The following is a 23,412-nucleotide window of genomic DNA, read 5'->3' on the forward strand; positions in this document are numbered from 1 at the left end:
GCGATCGGGTGCGGGATTATTTGCGGACGAATGCTCTGGTGGCGGAGGGCGACCGGCACCTGTGTGATGGAAGATAGGGCATGGGGCATTGCTGAAATCTTTCCCATGCCCTCTTTGCCGCGCTCACACAAGTTTTGAGAAGCCAGCGCCTGGTGCTATTCTCTCGTTTCCAGCCTCAGGCTGGGAAGGTTTCTTAAAGAAACCGGGTTGCTCAGTACCGTATGCACTTAGGTTAGAACATTAGACCTTCAGGGGGGGCGGGACGCCTGCCCTACGTCTATATAGCAGTAATAATTTAGGAAACCTACATTCCGGCCTCCCTTGCTCCAGAGCTCCGGAAGCTTCTATTGTTCTAACCAATATGACTGCTGCTATAATTAAGAAAAATTGCGTCAACAGGCAGCTTCCATGATTCCTATCGTTATTGAACAGTCCGGTCGGGGCGAACGCGCCTTTGATATCTACTCTCGCCTGCTGCGCGAGCGCATCGTCTTCCTCGGACAGGCGATTGATTCCGAGGTGGCGAACTTGATTGTGGCTCAGCTGCTGTTTCTTGAGGCGGACGATCCGGAAAAAGACATCTACCTCTACATCAACTCTCCCGGCGGCTCGGTGACTGCCGGCATGGGCATTTTTGATACGATGAACCATATCCGCCCGGACGTTTCCACGATTTGCGTCGTTAAAATATGGATGCCGAAGAATTACTGAGACGATATGCTAATGGGGAGAGAGATTTTACTGGAATAAATCTGTCCCATATTGATTTAACTGGCATTCACTTAAGGAGCGCTAATTTTACCGGATCTAACATAAAAAATACAATCTTTTTTAATGTCGATTTGAGTCGTGCTAATTTCCAAAATTCACAGTGGGAAGAAAGCAATCTGCGGGGGATAAATTTGAGAGAAGCTAACTTAGAAGGTGTTGTGATGAGAGATATTATTTTAGAGAGCGCTGATTTAAGTTATATTAACTTAAGCCATGCTGAATTAAATGAAGTTTATCTCATGGGCGCTAATCTAACAGGTGCCAACTTGAGTAATGCTTCTTTGTATATTGTGAGTCTTGCCTCTGCTAAATTGGATCGAGCTATATTCAGCAATACTACTTTTGATGAAGTTAGCTTTGCTCCTCCAAATCGGCGCTATATTGAAGTCCGTAAATTGCTTAAACAATATGCTGATGGGGAAAGAAATTTTGCTGGAATTAAAGTTCATGGGGGAGCGGTTCGTGGCTCCGATCTTAGTGGCATCAATTTAAGCCAGGCTGAACTTTCGGCTCTAAATATAAGTCAGGTCAATTTGAGTAATGCTCACTTGCAAGGAGCGATAATGCTTGGTACTTACCTGAGCGGTTCTAATCTCAGGGGTGCCAATCTCAGGGGTGCCAATCTGAGTGGTGCCAATCTGAGAAAAACTAATTTGAAAGATGCCGACTTAAGAGATGCTATTTTGAGTGGTGCCGATCTTGATGGTGCTGACTGCTTGGGATTTAATATAGAGAATGCTCTGTTAGTGGCCACCAGTTTCAGAGGGGCCAAAAATTGCCGTATTGGCCTAGGAGCTTTCTTTTGCAAAACTATTCTTCCTGAGGGGGATTTCGTAGAAGGACCCGATTGGTTGGAGTAAATAAGCAACGAATCTATAATCAGCTTAAAACTCTCCGCAGAAACGGACATATTGTGTTCCTTAAATGTCAATTTTGACAGCTTTAAAATAATCCCAAGTTTTTGGGGGTAAAATAGTTGCTCTCCCCCAACCGGATCGGGCTTGTTACTGCCCCAGTAATTTGGGGAAGCAATAAACTCTTTGTCTCACGGTTTAATTTAAATTAAGGTATAACGCCTATCCGATCAGTTGGACTATCGTCTACCCGGCTTTCAAGGATATCTTGAATTCCTACAGGAATATTTGAAAATAGATCAAGCCCAATTTGCTTTTAAATTTTATCAAAGGCCCCAGTGTTATAGAATAAAAAAAAGGCGGGTGGGGTCAACATACTGCGAGGCTTTGCTGAGGGATAGATTAACAGAACCTGGTTGAATTACTGTTGATTCCTTTGACCCGGCACACGCTTCACCGGCGGGCAGAGGTTAATATTGGTGTTGCCACCCCTGCAGGCAGAGGCTACTATTGATTTATCCTATCGGCGAGCAGAGGCTATTATTAGAGTTGCCACACCGGCGAGTAGAGGCTATTATTAGTGTTGCCACACTGGCCAAAAGCGGCTACTATTGGTTTGTCACACTGGCGGGCGGCAGTGGTTGGGCCACACCGCCGAGCAGAGGCTACTATTGGTTGGGCTACAGCGACAGGCAGAAGCTAGGTATAATATAGCTAAACACCTAAAATTTGCTTGCGTTTACTCTGGGGAGCTTTTGTCGTACACTTGATAATGCCTGATGGCCCCTTGACGAAGGCCCACGTTTTGTTGATTATCCTGATTGAATTAAATCCCATCTTTGAAGATGTATATCACCCCGACTGAACTCCTTAACCGTTACAATGCTGGAGAACGCAATTTTGCTGGTATCAGGTTTTTTGCCAATACCTACCTTTCCGATGTCCTGCGAGGATCTGACCTGAGCGACATTATATTAAGTGGCGCTCATCTCTTCCAGGTTAAACTGAGTCAAGTCAACTTCCATAGAGCGCAACTGGTGGGTGCTTACTTGTGCGGTACTCAACTGTCAATGGCTGACTTGAGCGAGGCCGATCTGACTGGAGCGAACCTAGCTCGTGCCAGATTGAATGGAGCTAATTTAACACGCACTACATTGATTGGTGCCAACTTGACAAGAGCTAAGTTGGGCAGAGCAGACCTAACCCACGTTGACATGAGCGACAGCATTCTCGTCCAGGTCAATATGTCCCAAATTAAGCTGGCTGAAGGACACCCTCGCGGTGTTATCTGCACTAACGCTCTGCTCTGGGAAACTACCATGCCCGATGGCACATTCATCGCCAGTCCAAGGTATCACGAGTAAATTCAACGGTAAAATTATGAAGCTCGCGCTTACTGATCTGCAAGAGCGTTACAATGCCGGAGAGCGCCATTTTGCTGGAATTATTCTGGAACATCGATTCGGAGCGAGTGTTACGCTAAAAGATGCTGACTTGAGCGGAATTGATTTAAGTGGCGCTAATCTTACAGGCATGAGGTTGGAGAAGACAAACTTGAGTGGGGCTAAATTGGTGGGAGCTTGCTTGTGCAGTAGCGTTCTAATCGATGTCAACTTGATCCAAGCTGATCTAGGTGACGCTAATTTACGTCGCTGTCGTTGGTTGAGAGTTGATTTGAGCAATGCGCATATGGGCGGAGCTATTTTCTGTGAATCTAAGCTGCGGAATGCTAACCTGTTCTACACGGATCTAGAGCAAGCCCTCTTAATTCGCAGCACTTTGAGGGGAGCGATTAACACGGAACCCTTTCGCATTTGGGGAGCTTTTGTCGCTCATTTGATAATGCCCGATGGAACCCTTGACGAAGGCCCTCGTTTTGTTGATTATCCTGATTGAATTAAATCTCACCAATAGAAGATGTATATCACGCTTACTGCTTTACAAGAGCGTTACAATGCCGGAGAGCGCAATTTTGCTGGAATTAGTCTAGAGCGTCGATTCGGAGCGAGTGTTACGCTGAAAGATACTGACTTGAGCGGAATTGATTTGAGTGGTGCCAATTTGGCAAATATTAAGCTGGAGAGGACAAACTTGAGTGGGGCTAAATTGCAGAGATACTGCTTGCGTAGTAGTGTTATGATCGATGTTAATTTGAGCCAGGCCGACCTGGGTGACGCTAATTTACGTCGCTGTCATTGGGCCGGAGTGGACTTGAGCAATGCGTATATGGGCGGAGCTATTTTGTTTGAATCCGATCTGCGAAAAGCTAACCTGTTCTACACGAATCTAGAGCAAGCGCTTTTAATTCGCAGCACCTTGAGAGGAGCGATTAATACGGAGTATTTTCGCATCTGGGGAGCTTTTGTCGTACACTTGATAATGCCTGAAGTAACTCTTGAGGAAGGACCACGTTTTGTTGATTATCCTGTTTTAATTAAATCCCATCTTTAAAGATGTATATCACACCGACTGAACTCCTTAACCGTTACAATGCTGGAGAGCGCAATTTTGCTGGGATCAGGTTTTTTGTTAATACCAGCCTTTCCGATGTCCTACGAGGAGCTGACCTGAGTAATATTATCTTGAGTGGAGCCTATCTCTCTCAAGTCAAACTGTCCCGATCCAACTTGCGTGGTTCCCAGTTGGTCGGAACATACTTCTTCGGTGCTGAGCTGATACAGGCTGACCTGAGTGGTGCCGATCTGACTGGAGCTAACTTGACCCGCGCCTGCTTGTATAAAGCTAATCTCAGGGGTGTTAACTTGATCGGTGCCAACTTGACAGAAGCTAAGCTAGGAGGGGCAGACCTGACTAACGCTAACTTGAGTGAAAGCATTCTCGCCCAGGTCAATCTGTCCCAAATTAAGTTGGCTGAGGGGCATCCTCGTGGCGTGATTTGCACCTACGCCTTACTCTGGGAAACCACCATGCCCGATGGGCGGTTTGAAGCCGGTCCGAGATATCACGAGTAAATCCTGCGCAACGCTTATAGCTGCCAGCAATCGATAAATTAGGGCCTTAAAAAGGTAAGGCCGTGTTGTTTTCAATCTACTCCTGAATTTCATCGTAAATATTCGAGAAAAAGTTGTATCCAGTTATTTCCTCAATATCGTTGACTGAGAAAACAGAATTTCTCCATTTTTGTTGGGTCGGTATTCGGCAGAATCACCCCAAAAGGGACATCATTTGGCGTTATATCTGTAGGGTTTTTACCGGATGACTCGGGTATTAAGACAACCTTCCACAGGTATTCGGGAACGTCAATATTAAACTGATAAGTCTCTCCGTTGTAATTGGTTCGTGGTTGCGAGGGAATATGGTCGCTTGCTCCAAATCTTCCAGCAATAACGTAAACCTCATTTCTGGGGGTACCTGGATTTCTGACAAATGCATTCAAATCGCCTTTCAGACCCTGCCACGCGCGATCGTACTGAGGCTGTGGCACCACATTAATCATCAGAAATGTTTGGAAATTATCCTTAAAAATGGAGTAAGGCTCTTGTAAGCCAGTGTTCGGATTCGGTCTTGTGTGGTAACTCTGTATACCTCGAACGCGATCTTGGTTCGGAACTAAGTGTGGCAATCTCACTAAAGCTCTCCACCGGCATCCCCTCAAAACCGGCACGCAAGCTGAAAATTCCGCTAACATCGATCGCAGTACCGACAATCGCCGGGTCAGAGGTAATCCCATCTGCAGTGTCCTCACCCGTATCGTTCTCTAGATATGCCGCAATTTCTGGCGGTTCGGTGTCGGCTGAATTGATTTCATCTAAAATTTGTCCCCCCAAAACCGTCCCGCGCCAGTCCAGGGATGGTGCAATTACATTATTTACCGATGGGGCTGTGCCCGTCGCGCCGGCGACCTGAAACATCACATCGTTGTAATCCCTATCCGCACCGGCATTCACCTGCATATCTTCAAGAGCAAAAGCGTAACCAGTGCCGGTGACATCAACTATCTGCCCTGAATTGAAAGCGTCCCTGGGGTCAGCTGTGGCTAATGAAAACAGGGGCCGCAAGCCGGTCAGTGCCGGATTGTTAAAGACATCCTGTATCTTATTCCGGGGAGCTAAAATAATCCCAAACTCATCCCCCGGATTCATAGATACTGTCTTGACGCCCCTGTCCCCTTGTTCCAATTTTGCGGCTCAGCCCCCAAAATGCCGGTCAACTTAGCGCCTTCCGTGAAGTCAGAGATTACCACATGCCCCTCTGAATAATTACTCAGCGCCCGCCGCGCGGCTTCTTTGACAAAAGCACTGTGATCGGTCAGGAAAGCCGACATCCCCTTCACGTTAAAGATGCCTACCTCTCCCTCATAGAAGCAGCCATCAAATAGATAACTTAAATCGACTTTACCCTAAAGCCCAACTGCGAACTTTGGGCTAAACCCCAACTACGAACTTTTGGGCTAAAGCCCAACTGCGAACTTTTGGGCTGAAGCCCAACTACGAACTTTTGGGCTGCCCTTTAACACTTAAAAGGTGCCTCTGTCAATAAGTATTTATACTAAAAAAAATGTCACCGGCGGCTGTTCTGGCTGCCCTTCTTGCGGTTGCCCCCGCCTGTGGGCTGGCCAGTACAAGATGAACAGCAAGCCGGCGATTCGCTAAACCGGCACCGCACCGGCAACGGAAGGGGCGGGCTTGTAGCAAATACCGGCATCTTTGAACCGGCGCAGGACTTCTCCGAGACGGGAGCAGTCGGCAATCAAACTGATGCGGACATAGCCCTCGCCTCCAGATCCAAAGGCATTTCCGGGGGTGACGACAACGCCGGTTTTCTGCAGCACCTCCAGGGCAAAATCCGTCGAGCCGGTGCCGGGAGGGCAGGGCACCCAGAGATACATCGTGGCCAGGGGTTTGGCCACGTTCCAGCCCAGTTGGGCCAGCCCGTCTATCAGAAAATCTCGCCTCTGCCGGTAGCGCTCCTGGACTTGGTGCACATACTCGTCCGGAAGCTGCAAAGCGGTTTCCGCTGCGGTTTGCAGCGCCGCAAACAGCCCGTAGTCGAGATTAGTTTTTAAGGTGCGCAACCCTTGAATGATGTGCCGGTTGCCGACAGCGAAGCCCACCCGCCAGCCGGCCATATTGTAGGTTTTGGACATAGTGTGGAACTCCACGCCTATCTCTTTGCCACCGGGAATTTCCAGCAAGCTGGTGGGCTGGTAGCCGTCAAAGGCCAATTCCGCGTAGCACAAGTCGTGAACGAGCAAGATTTTGTACCGGCGGGCGAAAGCGACAATCTCCTCAAAAAATTCCCGGGGTGCGGTTGCGCCGGTGGGGTTACTCGGATAGTTGAAGTACAGGATCTTGGCTTGCTCGGCTACTGCGTCAGGAATGGCAGCTAGGTCGATGAGCCAGCCGTTTTCCGGTTTGAGAGTCAGGCTGTGGACTTTGCCACCGGCAATGGCCGGTCCCCGGAAATGGGCGGGGTAGGCGGGGCTGGGAACCAGCACTAAATCGCCGGGATTGACGTAGGCCATTGCCAGATGGGCCAGCCCTTCTTTCGAGCCCAGCAGGGGGAGGGCTTCGCTGTCGGGATCGAGTTCGGCACCGTACCGGCGCTTGTACCAGCTGGTGATGGCGGTGCGAAAGCTGCGGGTGCCTTCAAAGGGGGGGTAGCCGTGATTGGCGGGATTTTGCAGCGCTTTTATCGCCGCTTCCACCACCGGCGCAGGGGTCGGGCCATCTGGATTCCCCATTCCCAAGTCAATCAAGTCCAGCCCCTGCTCGCGGGCGCGGGCTTTGAGTTCATCCAGGCGGGCAAACACGTAGGGGGGAAGTGCCTGCAGCCGGTCAGCTGGGGCGATCCAATCCAAATTCATGGGGATGCTGTTAAATGTGTCAGGGGTTAGGTGTCAGGGGTTAGGTGTTGGGTGGAAAGGTGGCGGCAAACCTCGCTCACGGTATGCCATCTAGTCCCCTGGCTCGATCCACAGGCAGGACTCCTCTAAAAAACCACTTCAGGCGCAGAGGGGAGTGTGGATTTTGCCAGACGAATCGAAAATCCGGCAACTTTAAATTGTAGGGGGAGAGCGGCGCTTCTGTATCACAAACTACCTAGCGCGCCGCTTTTTTGTGACAAATCAAGTCACTGGGCCATCTCAAGTTTTGCTGAATTCTGAAATCGGCCCGATGGCTGTAGCACCTGCTGCCGGTGCTGCACTCTGCTGGAGACGCCCGGTTTCCACCGGCACGGTGGTGGAAACCATTGCCGCCACCAGCTGTTCGGGAATGACTTTAAACGGCAGCCGGTGGATGTCCGAGTTGGCAGCGCAGGCAATTTCAGCGGCTCGGCGCAACTGAGCTAGCGTGAGGTTGCCCATCCCCAAGTCTTCTAGGGTTTTGGGCAGGCCAATTTCACTGTAGAACTTCAGCAGCTGCTGGCGTGCGGTGGCTGCTAGCTGGTTGCCCTGGAGCATTTCTTCGAGGCGCAGCTGGGCGAGAATGCCGTAGGCGACTTTTTCGCCGTGCAGGGTGCCGGCACTGTGCAGGTGAGTCAAGCCGTTGTGAATGGCGTGGGCGGCGACAGTGCGGCACTGAGCGCCTCCGATGCCGCCGATAACGCCGGCCAGCAGGACAGTAGCGTCTGCGACTTCTCGCCAGACTTCTCCCCCTGGCTGTTGCAGGGCGAGAGCTGATTTCTGGAAGAGGATGTCGCGCAGGACTCTAGCTTGCTGCACGGCTGCAATCAGCAGGGTTTGCTGGGAGTGCCCGCTGCTCACCGAGGCTTCATACCACTTGGCTAGGGCGTCTCCAATGCCGGCGACTAAGGTGCGCTGGGGGGCGGTTTGGATGATGTCGTAGTCTAATACCAGCAAATCGGGGCATTTGTCAAGGGGCACGTCGTAGAGAAAGGCACCTCGGTCGGAATAGACGTTGGACAGGGCTGTCCAGGCGGCGCAAGTGGCGGCGGATGTCGGGACGGTGACAGCAGGCAGCCGGCACTGGTGAGCGAGGAGTTTGGCGGTGTCCAGGGCTTTGCCGCCGCCAAAGCCCACAATCAGGTCGGCTTGGCGATCTGCAGCTGCTTTTCGCAGAGTGGCGAGGCTGGCTTCGCTGCAATCTGGGCTGTATGACGCGATCGCCACTGCCAGCTGCTGCCGCTCTAGGGCCGGAACTAAGCGCTCAAGGGCAAGGGGCAGACTGCTCTTGCCGGCAACGACTAAGGGCCGGTGTCCCAAGCGGGCAATCGCTTCCGACGCTGCAGCTAGCGCGCCGCAGCCGCGCATGACTTTGGCTGGCGCAACGGTCATGGAAAAGAGGCTCGGAAGGCTGCCGGCGGTTTCTGTGGGGTTGGGCGAAGGGGTTTGGCTCATACGGCACTGTGGCGTTTGGCTCTGATTGCAGGCAGGGATTTAGTTTAGGCCCTGTACAAACGCTTTATAACATCGATTGGGCGCTCTTCTCTGGTTTTCTTAGCTTTGATTTAAACTTAATGAACCGCCAAGACACCTAGAGCGCCAAGAGAACAGAAGATAGGAAGAATGGCGAGAGCGGTCTGCTGACCGGCTCTCTTGTAAGTTAGGTTTTTTCCTGACTGCCGGCGGCGCTCTCTGGGGCGGAACTTTCAGCTGGTGGTGCGGGGAGTTGGGCGAGGAAGTCGGGGAAGATTTCCACAGTCATTTGGTCGTCATTGCGGACAGAGAGGGATCGCTTCACCTGACCGATGTACAGGGGTTGGGAAACGCCGTCTTCGGGATGGAGGATGGTGCGGGCGCGGATGGTGAGCCGGCTGTCCCCCTGAGAGAAGCGACCGGGAGAGAACAGGTCCCCGGCGGCTTGCCGCAGGGTGGCTTCGAGTTCGGTTTCGCTAATGGCCGGTGGGACGGCTATCACTGCTATCGTGGAGCCGGTGTCGTAGGTGACGGAGTAGCGAACGGCACCGGGTATCTGGGTGCGTGTGAGGGGGGTGAGGCTGAGGGCGAACAAGCCGCCGGTGAGCACGCCCATAAAGCTGGCAATCCCCACCAGGCGAAACCGGACGCCCCACTGGAAGATAAAACCCAGCACAGCAAGAACGGCGCAGACCAAAGTCAGGATGCCGGCCCACTGACAGGCGGTGAGAAATTGAGCGGTTGTTGGCATAAGTGCGATTGACCTAGGATTCCGTTTCGTTGCTGACAAAGCCGTTGGCGGAAGCGCCGGTGGGCGATTCTAGCGCCGCCTTCAGGGTGTGCCAAGTGAGGGTGGCGCACTTGATGCGCACGGGAAATTGGGATACGCCTTGCATGACGTTCAACTTCCGCAACTCTTTGGGGAATTCTTCCTCGCCTTTCATCATACTTTGGAAGCGCTGCACCATTTCCAGGGCTTCGTTTACTTTTCGCCCCCGCAAGGCGTCAGCCATCAAGTCGGCGGAGGCTATGGCGATAGCGCAGCCTTGCCCCTCGAATTTGACATCTTCAATCGTATCGCCGGCATCACTGAGCCGCACTGTCAGCTCTATGGTGTCACCGCAGGAGGGGTTGTGCCCCCGCTGGTGCCGGTGCGCCGGGTTGGCCACTCCCCGGTGGCGGGGTTTTTTGTAGTGTTCCAGGATGACTTGCTGGTAGAGATCGCGCAGGTTGCCGAGAGACATGATGGGATAGGGACAGGGTAACTTGTTTTTACAGGAGAGGCGGGACGCCTGTCCAATCGTCAGCGATGGAGTGCGACAGGCGTCTCGCTTTGGTGCTGTTTTGGTATTTTTATGCCATCTGTATGATACTCTAAAAACGGGGGACTGGATGCGGGCCGTCTAAAAAAATCTGCGGCGTGCCGGTAGGGGCGGGTTCACCCAAGATGTCTGTACGAAGTGCGGGATATTAGTAAACCCGCCCCCACTCGACTGGTTGCCGTTGACTTGGGTAATGTTTCCAATTAGCTGTTGGATGCCGGTGTCTATAGATATTAGAGTTGATTTGTGTTTCTTCTGAACCGCCAAGATGCCAAGATCGCAAACAAAGAGAAGAGATAATTTCTCAACTTTTCTCCCTTGCTAGAGATTAGCTTCTAGCAAGATTTTAAGGAGAGGAAGGCTGCCGGTTAAGCCCTACTTCCTGTTTCGTAAAACGACAGCTGTCGGCTGCCGGTGGCTTGGTTAGGCGGAAGAGAGTTTCTTGTGCTGGGGGAATTTGCAGGAGGGAAATAGCTGGCAGATTGAGAGCCGGTGGAATTCTATAGCGTTCTCATATTAGTGAGGTGGGCGTATTTCATCTAAATGAGAGTATTTATATAGCGTTTCTCCTATCAGTGAGGCACATTTTTCGCGCTCCCCCTCCACCGAAATTCCCTGACGCGCAATCAAGCGTTCAGCAAGTAGGGGCGGGTTGACTAACATCCTGCACTTCGCACAGATATCTTGGGTGAACCCGCCCCGACAGCAAACAGTTTTGTTTTCGACCCACATCGATTTTCAAACCTGCTCTGCAGGTTATAAAAATGATTCCTGATATAGCCTTTTCCAGCTGTTTTTTTGGGCGAACGCAAGTTCGGGATAGGGAGGGGCAGACAGATAAAGTTGAAAGTCCCTAAGTTTCAACTCATCTGACTGCCCCATGCTTAGAAGCCGGCTTCGGCTTAACCCAAACTGACGTTTGTTTGCAGAACGCTACTAGACAAAAGTGAAATAGCCGCCGTCGAGGGTGAGATTAGAAACCCCTTGAACTTTAGCAATCAAATCGTCAGGTTCGCTCCCCGATTTGTCGAGATAGATATCCATACGGGGCACATCCGGCCCGACCCCGAGGGAGGGAACTAAGTAGTAGTCAGCCATTGACCCTTTAAGCTGAATTTTGTCTTGATCGACATTAAAGTCAGCAATGACAGCGTAACCGTTAGCGCCATCGGCGTCATAAAAGACTTTGGCGCTATTGCCCAAGACAAACAGATCGCTGCCGGCACCACCGGTGAGGGTGTCAATTTCATTTTGTCCGGGATTGAGGGCACCGGCATCAACACCGGTCAGGGTGTCATTGCCAAGATCGCCACTCAAGGCATCACTGCCCGCACCCCCAACCAGGGAATCATTCTCCTTGCCGCCAAACATCTGATCGTTCCCAGTGCCCCCATTGAGGAAATCGTTGCCGGTGTTGCCAAACAGCAAGTCTTCCCCATCGCCACCATTCAGGGTGTCGCTGCCGAGATCGCCACGCAAGACATCGCTGCCGGTGTTGCCAAACAGGGAATCATTATCCTGGCCGCCAAACATCTGATCGTTGCCGGCCCCACCATCAAGGATATCCGCGCCTTGATTGCCAAATAACAAGTCGTTCCCGTCACCGCCACTGAGGGAATCAGTGCCGAGGTTGCCAGCGAGGAAGTCATCACCGGCACTCCCGGAGATCGTGTCGCTGTCTTTACCGCCTAATACGGTGTCATTGCCGGTGCCGCCATCAAGGAAGTCATCGCCGATATTGCCAGACAGCAGGTCGTTGCCGTCGCTGCCGGTGAGGCTGTCGCTGCCGGCATCGCCAAAGAGCTCGTCATTGCCAGTACCGCCGGCAATGGTATCGCTATCTTCTCCGCCAAAGCAGGTGTCATTGCCGGCCCCGCCATCGAGGAAGTCACTGCCCGCATTGCCATACAGCCAGTCGTCCTGATCTGCGCCAAGGATGGTGTCATTGCCGGTATCGCCAGAGAGGGTGTCATTTCCTGGCCCGCCAACAAGGCTGTCATTACCGGCCCCCCCAGAGAGGCTGTTGTTGCCGGCAGTGTCAGAAAGGGTGTCATTGCCTTCGCCGCCGTTGAGGAAATCATTGCCTTCGCCGCCGTTCAGCAAGTCGTTCCCTTGTTCTCCATTCAGGGTGTCATTACCGGCATCCCCATTCAAGGTGTCATCGCCACCGACCCCACTGAGACTGTCATCGCCACCGAGCCCATCGAGACTGTCGCTTGCGGACGTTCCGACAAGGGTGTCGTTGCCGTCGGTGCCGGTCGGCGTAGGCGTAGGGGCCGGGGTTGGATTGGGGGGGAAAGTTGGGGGCGGTACCGGAGTTGGGGGCGCTAGCAGGTCTAGGATCTGATTCCCCTGCAAATTGCCGACCGTTTCAATAAAGCCGGCACCGGCACCTGAACCGGATGCGTCAAAGAAGTTAAGAACCGACAGGTCAGTCGCGGGGTCTGCCACGCCATCCCCGTTGAGATCCAAAATCAGGGCAGTGCCGTTTTTGGCCAGCCCAATGGTTCCGTTCGCTGCTTTGGCCAGGGTGAGTGCTGCACCGTTGAGGGTGAGAGTGTCGCTGCCGCCTTCATCTTGAATCGTGCTGCCGGCCCCCGTGGTGCCATTCTGTCCCGCTGGCACCGCCGCAATCACAGTGTAGCTGTCATTGCCAGTGCCACCGGCCATGCTGTCGGCACCGCCACCCCCGATCAGGGTGTTGTCTCCTTGGCTGCCGGTGAGGGTGTCGTTAAATGCTGAACCCAGAACAACTTCGATATTGAGGAGGGTGTCGGTGCCACCGAGTCCGTCAAGTGCGGTGCCGGTGGCCAGGTTGACGCTGGCCCCCTTGGTGGCGAGGCGGTAGTCAGCGACATCAATGCCGGCCCCCCCGTCGAGGGTGTCGTTGCCGGCACCGCCATCGAGGGTGTCGCTGCCTTCTCCACCGGCGAGGGAATCACTGCCGGCACCACCAGAGAGGGTGTCGTTGCCAAGCTCACCGACGAGGGTGTCGTTACCGGCATCCCCGGTCAAGGTGTCATCACCACCGAGGCCATTGATACTGTCGTTTGCCGGCGTACCGCTGAGGCTGTCGTTGCCGTCGGTGCCGGTGGGTGTCGCTAGCAGGTTTAGGATGTCATTCCCCTGCAAGTTGCCGACCGTTTCAATAAAGCCGGCACCCTTTGCTGAACCGGATGCGTCAAAAAAGTTAAGAATCGACAGGTCAGCCGCCGGGTCGGTCACTCCATCCCCGTTGAGATCCACAATCAGGGTAGTGCCGTCTTTTGCCAGCCCAATGGTTCCGTTCGCTGCTTTGGCCAGGGTGAGTGCCGCACCGTTGAGGGTGAGAGTGTCGCTGCCGCCTTCATCTTGAATGGTGCTGCCGGCCCCCGTGGTGCCATTCTGTCCCGCTGGCACCGCCGCAATCACAGTGTAGCTGTCATTGCCGGTGCCACCGGCCATGCTGTCGGCACCGCCACCCCCGATCAGGGTCTCGTCCCCTTGGCTGCCGGTGAGGGTGTCGTTAAATTCTGAACCCTCAACCACTTCGATATTGAGGAGGGTGTCGGTGCCACCGAGTCCGTCAAGTGCGGTGCCGGTGGCCAGGTTGACGCTGACAGCATCCAAGGCGAGGCTGTAGTCAGCGACATCAGTGCCGGCCCCCCCGTCGAGGGTGTCGTTGCCGGCACCGCCATAGAGGGTGTCGCTGCCTTCCCCACCGGCGAGGGAGTCGTTGCCAATGCCGGTGCCGTTGAACAATTCCCCGTCCGCCTCGGTGACGAAAAACAGTGCATCCCCATCTAAGAAATCGTTGCCGGTATTGCCTGCAATCGTGTCATCACCTTGGTTGCCGTTAATGCTGTCATCGCCCGCCAACCCGTCCATATTGTCGCCGCGCGAGCCCCCTTCTAGCTCATCGTTGCCAGGAGTTGCCACTAAGGGGAAACTGTCTAATATTTGCTGGCCGGTGAGGTTGCCGACCGTTTCAATAAAACCGTCCCCCGGATCGAGGTTTGAATCGGCAAAGAAATCAACAACCGTCAGATCGTCTGCGGCGGTAAAGTTGCCATCTGCGTTGAAGTCGATTTCTAAATCCGTGCCATTATTTTCTTTGCGGCGCACCCCAATCGTGCCGGCAGCAAACCCAATTGAAAGAGTGCCGCTGGCTGCGGATAGGGTATCGCTGCCACCGTCATCAGCAATCAGGTGGCCGCCAGAACCGATGCTGTAGGAATCATCTCCCAAACCGCCATACAAGCTGTCACCGGCACCGGCACTGTTGGCAATCATGGTGTCATTGCCATCCCCGCCATAAAGTTCGTCTGCGCCTTCATCCCCGTTCAGGAAGTCGTTGCCGGTGCCGCCGTCGAGAGTGTCGCTGCCAGCATTGCCGGTGAGGGTGTCGTCGCCATCCTCGCCATAGAGATCGTCATTGCCATCGCCGCCGGCCAAACTATCTTTGCCTTCTTCCCCGTACAGGGAGTCATTGCCGGCTTCTCCAAGTAAAATGTCGTCGCCAGAGCCACCCCATATCTCGTCGTCGCCCTCACCGGCACTGATAAGATCGTTGCCGGCAAGTCCATCGAGAGCATCACTCCCCAAACCCCCGGAGAGAGTGTCGTTACCTTCGTTACCTTCCAGGTAATCATCGCCATCATTGCCGGTCAGGGAGTCGTTGCCCTGGTTGCCGTAAAGTTCATCGTCCCCAGCTTTTCCGATAATCGTATCGCTGGCGGTGCTGCCTTCGATGTAATCGTCTTGGTCGGTGCCTTCAATGAAGTTGGCGGACTGACCGGCTGGTGTCCCTGGTGTGGTGGCCGTCGGAGGCGCTAAGGGGGTGTCAGCCGTTTCGGGAACCTTAACGGTAGTGCTGCTGTTGGCGGGAGGTGCCGGTGGGGTGCCGAGAAGGTCAGCACCGTTGAGGTTTCCGATGGTGTTGAAGCTGCCGGTGCCGGCGGCGAAAAAGTCTTCGACGGTTAGATCGTCCCGACTGTTGGCTTCGCCATCAGCGTTGAGGTCTACGATCAAATCGCTGCCGTTTTTGGCAACTCCCACGGCACCTTTTGCTAGGGCACCGCTGAGGGTGACATCACTGATAATTATGATGTTGTTGCCGCCACTATCTTTGATGCGGGTGCCACCGGCTCCTTTTGCTTTGGTGAGGATATAGGTGTCGTTACCGTCTCCTCCCAGTAAGGAGTCAGCACCCCCAAGGCTGTTGTCTAGGGTGTCATCTCCCGCACCGCCGTCGATGGTGTCTTTGCCGCCTCCGCCCCACAAAAGGTTATTGGCGTCGTTGCCGGTGAGGGTGTCGTCTCCTTCGCCGGTGTAGGCATTTTCAATTACTGTGCCGGCGGCGATGGTGAGGTCTAGCGGGTCAAGTTTGACAAAGCGTTCGTTTGAACCATCATCTTTTGTGGGCAACCGGCGTCCCGGAAGTTGGCTCACCGCACCGGCAGTCAGGTTGAGGTTAACGCTGTCAGTAATCGCCGCAACGTTGATGGTGTCGGTGCCGCCGTTGGTATCTTTGAGGGTGCGGCGGGTTGCGTTTTGAGCGCCGGTGAAGGTGGCGTATTCGTTGGTGTAGATGTAGGTGTCGTCTGGCGTGATGGTGTCGCCGTAGATCCGCAGGGTGGCGTTATTTAGCTTGCCGGTGTTGTTGCCGGAAGTGCCCTTTTGGCCGGTGTTGTTGGGGTCGTTGGTGGCGCTGTTGTCAGAGATGTTTAGCGTCCAGTTGCCGGTGCCGGTTTCTCCCCAGTGGCGAGCGCTGGTGAAGGTGTATTGAACGCTTTTCTCTTTGAAACCATAGTCGTTACCCCCTACATTTGTAAAGTAGGGAGGACGGTCTAAAAGTACGCTTTCGGTGCCGTTGGGAGAGGTGAGCTTGATTACCAGGTCTTGAAATTGACCGTGTTCGATGCCTGTATCTAACTCGATCTTGTCGATCCGCAGACCTGTGGGGATGTTAAAAGTTTGGGTGAGGCCAGTGGGGTTGTTGTCGGGGATGTCTATCGGTGCACTCAGATTGAGAGGAACCGTAACGACTTGTTCGTTGGCTTTGGTGCTTTGCTGATTCCAAGTTTCTGCCAACCGCACGGCAGCCGTGGCATCAACTAACCCAAAACCGTAGTCGTGGTTGATGTGAAGCCCTCCGCCGTTCCAGTTGGCAGCCCCGTTAAATTTCCACTGATCTTTATTAGGAGCGCGCAGTTGGCCGTTAAAACTGTTGTTATTTTCGTTGTTGGGATCGTTTTTGCGGGCGGAATAGGCGAGGATTTCCTGAACGTCGCGGTAGCCTAAATTTGGGTTGGCTTGCAGCATTAACGCTACCACACCAGACACCATTGGCGTTGCAGCGGAAGTGCCGTTAAAACTATTATTGTAGTTGATTTCGTCGAAATTTTTTTGCCACGAGGCTTTCGGGTTAGGGTTATACCCATCGTTGCTCATCCTATCTGATGTGGCGATACTGCCGGGGTTACCGCCAAAGGCTGAAACCAGTAGGGGGGCTCCTGGGTTGCTGTAGTAGGTAGCAATTCCGTTCCTGTCAAGCGCTGCTACGGCAATCACAAAGCGACTGTTTTCGTAATTCCCCGAGTTGGCATTTCTCCCGCGTTGTTCTGTTTGTTCTAAATTTGGATTAAAATGCTTCCGCTCGTTTCCTGCTGCCCATACAAAGACCGTGCCTTTCTTGTCTCGGCCATTGGTAACGCCATTTTCAATTCCTGAAGCATCGTAGGGGGCTAGCTTCTCGAAGTGATTTACCCCACCCCAGCTATTGCTTGAAACGTCATATTTATCTGGATCTAGGAGCCGAGATGAAACGCTATTTTTCCGAGACTCAATGGTTGCTTCGTAAGCAACGCCGACGGTGCCAACGTCGTTTCTTTGCGCTGCGATGACGCCGGCCACACTGGTGCCGTGATTATCATCTGGTGTAGTGGGGGCAAAGTTTGGCGCTGACAATTCCTGGTTGAAGTTGCCCTTCAAGTCTTCATGGGTGTTATCCACTCCGTCATCGACGACAGCAACTTTGATGCCTTTGCCGGTGTATGTGGGCCACACGGGGGTCACGTTCAGGTCAATTCCCGTTATGCCTGTTTTTTCATACGGGAGGTTTTTGACTTCTTGGCCAGTGTTATAAAGCCACCACTGGGATTCAAATAATGGGTCGGTGGGCAGGTTACGGTTACTCATCTTTTACCTCAAAGAGTTTCGTTACTTTCAACAAGTCAACTTTGGCTTCTACTGCGGCCATTTCTACGCGCACTTATTAGGTACTGACGCCACCATCGCCACAAAAATCGTTTCTACATGTTTTTGTAGGGTCAGAGGATTGCCGCCCTTTCTAGTGGCAAACGTCCATTAGTTATGCCCGCAGGCCACAAGGTCCGTGCCCTCGCACGCACATGGTTTGCCAGTATTTCTTCGCACAGGGGCTGATTTTTCCAGACGGTACTGTTCACCGGCTTTTGGGCAGGAACACAGCAGTCGGGGGTGCATTGGCTGCTTCCCATTCCCTGTGTCTTTTGGCCCCCGCCTGTCAGCCTTATTTGGCTGGGCAAGCGCTGACGATGGTTCAGACAGATCCTCTTTTGCTCAACTTGTACTGCCCATACCAGGCAGTCGGGACTCCTTTCCACCGCGCTTCAGAGATTGATGGCCAATCGCTGCTGCGGGGGCGGTACACTTCAGGTCTGCACTTGACTGGCAGGACTAGGCCACTGGACCTCACTTGCAGAGCTGTCGGCTGTGGTTTCAGGAACCCTGCTTGCCGTCCCAGGCCCTTTCTATGCCATTGGAGTGGGACAAATCGCACACACCCATCTTGACTTTCCTCCACTGTCAACTGCAGATGCACTTCTGTGGTTTCAATCATAAACTGCTCTGTAGGCAATTTCAGTTTTATATTTCTTATGATACCGGATTTTTGCATAATTTTAACCTATAGGTAGTTGCATTATTCCTCAAGTTATGATATGGCGTCTTTTCAGGGCGAGTGTCTCAGAGAACTCAAACGGGTTTATAAGTCGGCCCGCCTGGATGGACTCTAACTGGACTTCGCTGGCTAAATTGCAAGGAAAGCCAGCTCAGGTGAAGTGGAGCAGGTGGCAGCATCACAGCAGGCAAGGGGAACTGGTTAACATTGAACCGCAGATGGGAGGCGGACAGTGAAAATAGAGCCAACACCCACCTCGCTAGTGACAGCAATCTCGCCCCCCATCATCTGGCAGAAGCGCTGGCTAATCGCCAATCCCAGACCTGTACCCCCGTACTGGCGCGTTGTAGAAGCGTCCGCCTGCATGAACGGCTGGAAGATATTTTGCAACTGCTCTGCGGGAATGCCGATGCCGGTGTCAGAGACAGTGAAAATAATCATCTCTCCTGCGACAGAACTCCCCAACACCCCCTGTTCCCGGCGCACCGCCAGTGATACCCTCCCCTGGGAAGTGAACTTAGCAGCATTGCTGAGCAAATTAAACAGCACCTGACGGACTTTAGTCATGTCAGCGTGCATGGTGCCCAGTGCGGGGTCGCAGTCTATTTCCAGGGTATTGCCGTTTTTACTCACCAGGGGCCCGATAGTGGCAACCACGCTGTCGACCAGAGCAAAAATATCGAAGCTCTCCAGGTAGAGACTCATCCGCCCCGCTTCGATTTTAGAAATGTCAAGAATGTCGTTAATCAGAGCCAGCAAGTGATTGCCGGCGGCGCGAATCTTGTCTAAGTCAGGTTGCAGTTCAGGATAATCTAAATCTTTCGCTTCCTCCAAGAGAATCTCGCTGTAGCCGATAATCGCGTTCAGGGGGGTGCGCAGTTCGTGGCTCATGTTGGCGAGAAATAAACTCTTGGCTCGGTTGGCAGCTTGAGCCGCACCGGCAGCTTGCTGCAATTGCGCCTCAGTCCGCTGGCGTTCCAGGGCGTTCGCCAGCATTTCCGCCACCATTTTCAGCAGCGCCACGCTTTCCGCTGACCAGGTTTTTTCCGACCGCACCGAATCGAACCCCAGCAGCCCTTTCAGAGAGCGACCGCACACCATTGGAATCAGAATTAGGGATTGGATATCCTGCTGGCTCCAGTGTTCTTTTTCAGCGCTTGCCTCGGCGGGTAGACTGGCAACTTGCGGGATAGAAACGTTCTGGAACCGCTGCAGTTTCTCCATCAGCCACGGCAGAGACTCCACCGGCACTCCCTGCAAGAAAGGCTTCTGCGGCTCTACCCCCGGGGCGCACCACTCGTGGGTGCAGTCCAGCGCCGTTACCTCACCGGAAATCGCAAAGATATAGTTGCGGTCAACACCGGCAAATTCCCCGATCGCCTGGAGCGCCCGCTCAATGCCAGAGTCAATTTCATTGGGAGCGAGATTGATAAAATTAGTTGACAGTGACGCAATCAAATTTTCAAACTCTATGCGATAGCGCAGGGACTCTTCTGCCTGTTTGCGATCCGTAATGTCGTTGAGGATTCCGGAGGTGCCAGCCAGCTGGTTTTGCCGATCTAACCTCACTCTAGCCTGAACCTCAACCCAGCGAAACCCGCCTTTTTTAGTCAGGCAGCGAGCCTCGTGGCGGCTGGAGTCTTTTTGGCCGGCCAGCAGTTTATTGAAAAATTTTACAGTCGGTTTGCGGTCATCAGGATGGACGTAATTCAAGAAATGAGTGCCGAGGCTATCTTCCAGGGCGAAGCCGGTAATTTCTCTCCACGCCGGGTTGAGAAAGGTCAAAAATCCGCCCGCATCCGCTTGGAAAATCACTTCTTTAACGCTATCGACCACAGAGCGGTACTTTTCCTCGCTCTGTCGCAAAGCCTCTTCCCCCCGCTTGCGGTCGGTAATGTCGCGGACAATGGCCAGCACTTCATCTTCCCCGGTCACTGCCAGCCGCGCCTCGTAATCGCAGCGATCGCCGTTGAGGAGCAGGTGGTACTCAAAGATTTGTATCTCACCACTTGACAGAGCTTGCCCAATGTGGTATAATAATTCTTCTGCGACCGGATCGGGCAAAACCTGCCGGACATTTTTCCCCACAAATTCCCGCTCCAGGAGTGCGGAGAGGTCTGCGCCTTTGGCCGCTTTGAAGTCGGTAAAGGTGCCGTCAGAAGTCAGGCGAAACATCAAATCCGGGATAGCGTCGATCAGGGCCCGATTGTTGGCTTCGCTGCGAGCGAGAGCCAACTCGGCTCGCTTGCGGTCAGTGATGTCGAAGAAAGCGAGAACCGCGCCGGTCGCCACTCCGTCCTCGACAATCGGATTGAGGACATAGGACACCGGCACAATCGTTCCGTCTTTGCGGCGGAAGCGTCCGTCACTGCTGCGGCAGGTTGGCGGATTGGCGAGAGTGCAGGGGAGTTGCAGGGGGTGAGCGGGGGAGTGCAAAAGCTCTACCCGCTCGAGCAGCGGCTGACCGGCGAGTTCGGCTTCCGTCCAGCCGAGAAGGCGCTCGCCTTCTGGATTGAGAGAAACCAGACACCCAGCGGGGTCTAGCAGGCACAATCCCGCCCCCAGAGAGCTGATCGCCGCCCTCAGCTGGTCTAGCTGTGCGGCAGCTGTGGGGTTTTTAGGCGTTTGGCCTGATGGAGTGGCAGTGGGATCGTGTTGCTGGTGATTCATAGTGGACTGGGAGTTTTTCTGCCGGTGAGCAAATAGGTTACCATCGTCCCCTTGCCTTTGACATCGATCTCGCCCCGCTCCTGAAATTGATACATGTCCCGCAACAGCTGGTATGTAGCCGGCGCTACTTGAATGCTGCCGGCAATCCCCTGGGATTCCATGCGGCTGGCAATGTTAACGGTGTCCCCCCACAAATCGTAGGTGAACTTGTGGGTGCCAATCACGCCGGCGACCACAGGCCCAGTATTGATCCCGATGCGGATGCGAAACGGTTCTGCGCTAGCGGCATTGAATTGAGCCATCGCCTGCTGCATGTCGAGGGCCATCTCAGCAATGGCCGCAGCGTGATCCGATCGCGGCACCGGCACGCCGCCAACCACCATGTAGGCGTCGCCAATCGTCTTAATTTTCTCCAAACCGTGCTTCTGGGTCAGCCGGTCGAACGCCGAGAAAATCTCATTGAGCTTATTGACCAGCTCTGTCGCCGAGATGTGGGCGGAAAGCTTGGTAAAGTCAACGATGTCGGCAAACAGGACCGTCACCTCCCCAAAACTGTCGGCAATCGTATTGTGCCCCTGTTTCAGCAGCTCGGCAATAGGCTCGGGCAAGATATTCAGCAGCAAGCGCTCAGATTTCTCCTGTTCCGCTTGCAACTGTTTTAAATATGCCTGCTCTTGATCGCGCAGCCGTTTTTTCTCCAGACAGGCGTTAATCCGGGCTTTGAGCAGTACCGGATTGAACGGCTTGGTCAGATAGTCCTCCGCCCCCAACTCGATGCACTTGACCACACTGTCCAGGTCGTCCACTGCCGAGATCATAATCACTGGAATATAGCGCAGCGCTGGGTCAGCTTTGAGATGTTCGAGCACCTGATACCCATTCATCCGGGGCATCATAATGTCGAGCAGCACCAAGTCGAACGGCTGCGCCTGGATTAGCTCCAGCGCTTGCAAGCCATCTTGGGCGAGAGTGACCGTGTGGCCTTGCCGTTGCAACCGGCGTCCGAGAAGGTCACGGTTGGCTTCAATATCATCAACTACCAGCACAGCCGCTAGGTCTTGGATCATGGCATGGCCTCTTTGTTTAGGAGCGCCTGAATCTTCAAGGCTGCGGGCGTGCCACCGGCGGCACCCACAACCCGGTATCGATTCCATTCACTGAGAGCATAAACAAATAAACAAATTTGCGGTATAATGTCTCAAACTTTGGTCGTGAGTGACCCGCACGAGAGCGGTGAGAGTCCCCCTTTGGCTATGCACGGAAACCAGGGGGTGAGGAAGCCGACAGTCAAAGCAGGAGCGGGCTAAGTGAAAAGCCAAGCCACCCGCTGATATATCGAGCTTTCCGGTGTCCCTGCAGGCAGATATGTCGGGTTGCCCCGCCGCTGCATGTTTGGAGTTGGGCGTCGGCCCTACATCACCGGAAAGGTTGGTGTTGCAAGCCGTCCCCAGAATGCAGAAATGCCGCAGCCTCGCAGCAGCTTCCCGCAGTGCCGGACGCGAGGTTGTGCGGTTCAGCCATCAAACAAAACCCTCTACACTGATGCGCGAAATATTTTTCCATAAAATCAGAAATTATCCTAACTTGTGCTCACAGCGCAATGCCAGCGCTCCCGTCTGGGCCACACTGAGATTCTGATGGTTATAGCGCTTCTGGTGTTTGACAGGGGCACAGCTATATCCGCTCGCGCTTAGCGGCCCCGCGACCGATCTCCCCTGCGGCGCGACTCATCCGGTCTTGAAACCCTATATTTTTATCCCGGTCCCCCACCGCCTGGCTGCGAACCGGCGTGGCTTTCCAGGCGCTGGCGTCTGACAGACCGGCCCCCGTTGGGGTGGACTGCCGGCACCCGCACATGGCGGCTCCTCTGCCTTGAGGCGAGATCGCGCCCTTTTCTCAAGGCCGGTGCCGCTTTCGGAGAGGAAATGGGAGTGGTGGGTAAAGGGATGAAGCAAGAGGGAAGAAGGATAAATCTGATACATTTACGCGACATTTTTCGGGACATTGCCTGACAATGCAACGATAGCACTATCGCTGTCAAAGACGTGCTTAGGCGGTATCCCGCAAAGCTTTTAGGAAAATCCCACGCGATCGCCATTCCAGTCCCGTGGTAGCATAAACCCGCAATTGGGACAGTGGAAAACTTTGGAGGCACCATTACGGGCGTGAACGTGACCGCAGCGAGTGCCAGTCTTGCTGGTGTCGGGTAAGGTTTGGGGATTACTCCCCAAACCTCCCCTAAGAACCGTACATGAGACTTTCGCGCTCATACGGCTCAAGCCTTACTTCGCGAGCGATTCAGCTTGGATTTGGAGTGCACCTGCTTGTGGCACGCTTTGTGCAAAGTGCCGGTGGCTGTCAACGTCGTCTTGACCTCCTTGGGCCACAGGTACTATCCCTCTTTTGTCACTTTGGAAAGAGTATAATAAGAGAAGAGCCTTCAAACCCTTGTGCTGCATATGGTTAAGCCCCAAGCTGCCCGACCGACCGTCAATTTTATCGATGAGTATTGCGCCCCCTACAGAGATATCTTTC

17 protein-coding genes and 2 pseudogenes are annotated in these 23,412 nt (G+C 53.7%); 6 read left to right on the top strand and 13 right to left on the bottom strand.

The genetic code is table 11. The annotated features are described in order from the left end of the window. Positions 1-408: 408 nt before the first annotated feature. The 6 genes and pseudogenes from OSC10802_RS41535 to OSC10802_RS41560 all read left to right on the top strand — a co-directional run. Positions 409-681 (top strand): annotated as a pseudogene (locus OSC10802_RS41535) (ATP-dependent Clp protease proteolytic subunit); the annotation flags it as partial. A gap of 8 nt (positions 682-689) precedes the next feature. Further along, positions 690-1,631 (top strand): pentapeptide repeat-containing protein, encoded by a 942-nt coding sequence (locus OSC10802_RS41540; RefSeq protein WP_017719310.1) that lies wholly within the window; start codon positions 690-692, stop codon positions 1,629-1,631. A gap of 839 nt (positions 1,632-2,470) precedes the next feature. Then, positions 2,471-2,989 (top strand): pentapeptide repeat-containing protein, encoded by a 519-nt coding sequence (locus OSC10802_RS41545; protein ID WP_017719311.1) that lies wholly within the window; start codon positions 2,471-2,473, stop codon positions 2,987-2,989. 16 nt (positions 2,990-3,005) lie between these two features. Continuing rightward, positions 3,006-3,521 (top strand): pentapeptide repeat-containing protein, encoded by a 516-nt coding sequence (locus OSC10802_RS41550; protein ID WP_017719312.1) that lies wholly within the window; start codon positions 3,006-3,008, stop codon positions 3,519-3,521. Positions 3,522-3,542: 21 nt separating this feature from the next. Beyond that, positions 3,543-4,076: a pentapeptide repeat-containing protein gene (locus tag OSC10802_RS41555; RefSeq protein ID WP_017719313.1), complete on the top strand. Its 534-nt coding sequence runs from the start codon at positions 3,543-3,545 to the stop codon at positions 4,074-4,076. Positions 4,077-4,078: 2 nt separating this feature from the next. Continuing rightward, positions 4,079-4,597 (top strand): pentapeptide repeat-containing protein, encoded by a 519-nt coding sequence (locus tag OSC10802_RS41560; RefSeq protein ID WP_017719314.1) that lies wholly within the window; start codon positions 4,079-4,081, stop codon positions 4,595-4,597. A gap of 131 nt (positions 4,598-4,728) precedes the next feature. Here the strand turns inward: OSC10802_RS41560 and OSC10802_RS56690 are convergent, their stop codons facing one another. The 13 genes and pseudogenes from OSC10802_RS56690 to OSC10802_RS54780 form a co-directional block, all read right to left on the bottom strand. Continuing rightward, positions 4,729-5,082 carry a DNA/RNA non-specific endonuclease gene (locus tag OSC10802_RS56690; RefSeq protein ID WP_017719315.1) on the bottom strand — a complete coding sequence of 118 codons (354 nt, stop codon included), beginning with the start codon at positions 5,080-5,082 and terminating at the stop codon, positions 4,729-4,731. A 22-nt stretch (positions 5,083-5,104) separates the two neighbouring features. After that, positions 5,105-5,728 (bottom strand): DUF4114 domain-containing protein, encoded by a 624-nt coding sequence (locus OSC10802_RS0123980; RefSeq protein ID WP_017719316.1) that lies wholly within the window; start codon positions 5,726-5,728, stop codon positions 5,105-5,107. Continuing rightward, a complete protein-coding gene (locus tag OSC10802_RS0123985) occupies positions 5,725-5,910 on the bottom strand; it encodes a hypothetical protein (protein WP_017719317.1) in 186 nt (61 codons plus the stop codon). Before OSC10802_RS0123985 ends, OSC10802_RS0123980 begins: the two co-directional genes overlap by 4 nt. Positions 5,911-6,234: 324 nt before the next feature. Beyond that, complete coding sequence (locus OSC10802_RS0123990; RefSeq protein WP_017719318.1) at positions 6,235-7,452, bottom strand: aspartate aminotransferase; 1,218 nt, start codon at positions 7,450-7,452, stop codon at positions 6,235-6,237. Between the two features lie 279 nt (positions 7,453-7,731). Continuing rightward, positions 7,732-8,946, bottom strand: coding sequence for an iron-containing alcohol dehydrogenase family protein (locus OSC10802_RS0123995; RefSeq protein ID WP_017719319.1), 1,215 nt, complete (start codon positions 8,944-8,946; stop codon positions 7,732-7,734). A 205-nt stretch (positions 8,947-9,151) separates the two neighbouring features. Beyond that, positions 9,152-9,715 (bottom strand): Ycf51 family protein, encoded by a 564-nt coding sequence (locus tag OSC10802_RS0124000; protein ID WP_017719320.1) that lies wholly within the window; start codon positions 9,713-9,715, stop codon positions 9,152-9,154. A 13-nt stretch (positions 9,716-9,728) separates the two neighbouring features. Further along, positions 9,729-10,208: a Fe-S cluster assembly sulfur transfer protein SufU gene (gene sufU, locus OSC10802_RS0124005; RefSeq protein ID WP_017719321.1), complete on the bottom strand. Its 480-nt coding sequence runs from the start codon at positions 10,206-10,208 to the stop codon at positions 9,729-9,731. 1,014 nt (positions 10,209-11,222) lie between these two features. Further along, positions 11,223-17,465 carry a S8 family serine peptidase gene (locus tag OSC10802_RS0124010; RefSeq protein WP_017719322.1) on the bottom strand — a complete coding sequence of 2,081 codons (6,243 nt, stop codon included), beginning with the start codon at positions 17,463-17,465 and terminating at the stop codon, positions 11,223-11,225. A 943-nt stretch (positions 17,466-18,408) separates the two neighbouring features. After that, positions 18,409-20,877, bottom strand: coding sequence for a PAS domain S-box protein (locus OSC10802_RS44745; protein WP_017719324.1), 2,469 nt, complete (start codon positions 20,875-20,877; stop codon positions 18,409-18,411). Then, a complete protein-coding gene (locus OSC10802_RS0124025; protein ID WP_017719325.1) occupies positions 20,874-21,944 on the bottom strand; it encodes an adenylate/guanylate cyclase domain-containing protein in 1,071 nt (356 codons plus the stop codon). The genes OSC10802_RS44745 and OSC10802_RS0124025 overlap by 4 nt, the downstream gene beginning before the upstream one ends. 607 nt (positions 21,945-22,551) lie before the next feature. Continuing rightward, a complete protein-coding gene (locus OSC10802_RS0124035) occupies positions 22,552-22,734 on the bottom strand; it encodes a hypothetical protein (RefSeq protein WP_017719326.1) in 183 nt (60 codons plus the stop codon). Positions 22,735-22,859: 125 nt separating this feature from the next. Next, a pseudogene (locus OSC10802_RS46580) lies at positions 22,860-23,078 on the bottom strand (zinc ribbon domain-containing protein); the annotation flags it as partial. Positions 23,079-23,159: 81 nt separating this feature from the next. Next, on the bottom strand, positions 23,160-23,412 hold a 253-nt coding region (locus tag OSC10802_RS54780; protein ID WP_232731740.1), incomplete at its 5' end, for a hypothetical protein.

Origin of the sequence: Kamptonema formosum PCC 10802 (assembly GCF_000332335.1) — a bacterium.
Classification (GTDB): domain Bacteria; phylum Cyanobacteriota; class Cyanobacteriia; order Cyanobacteriales; family Oscillatoriaceae; genus Oscillatoria.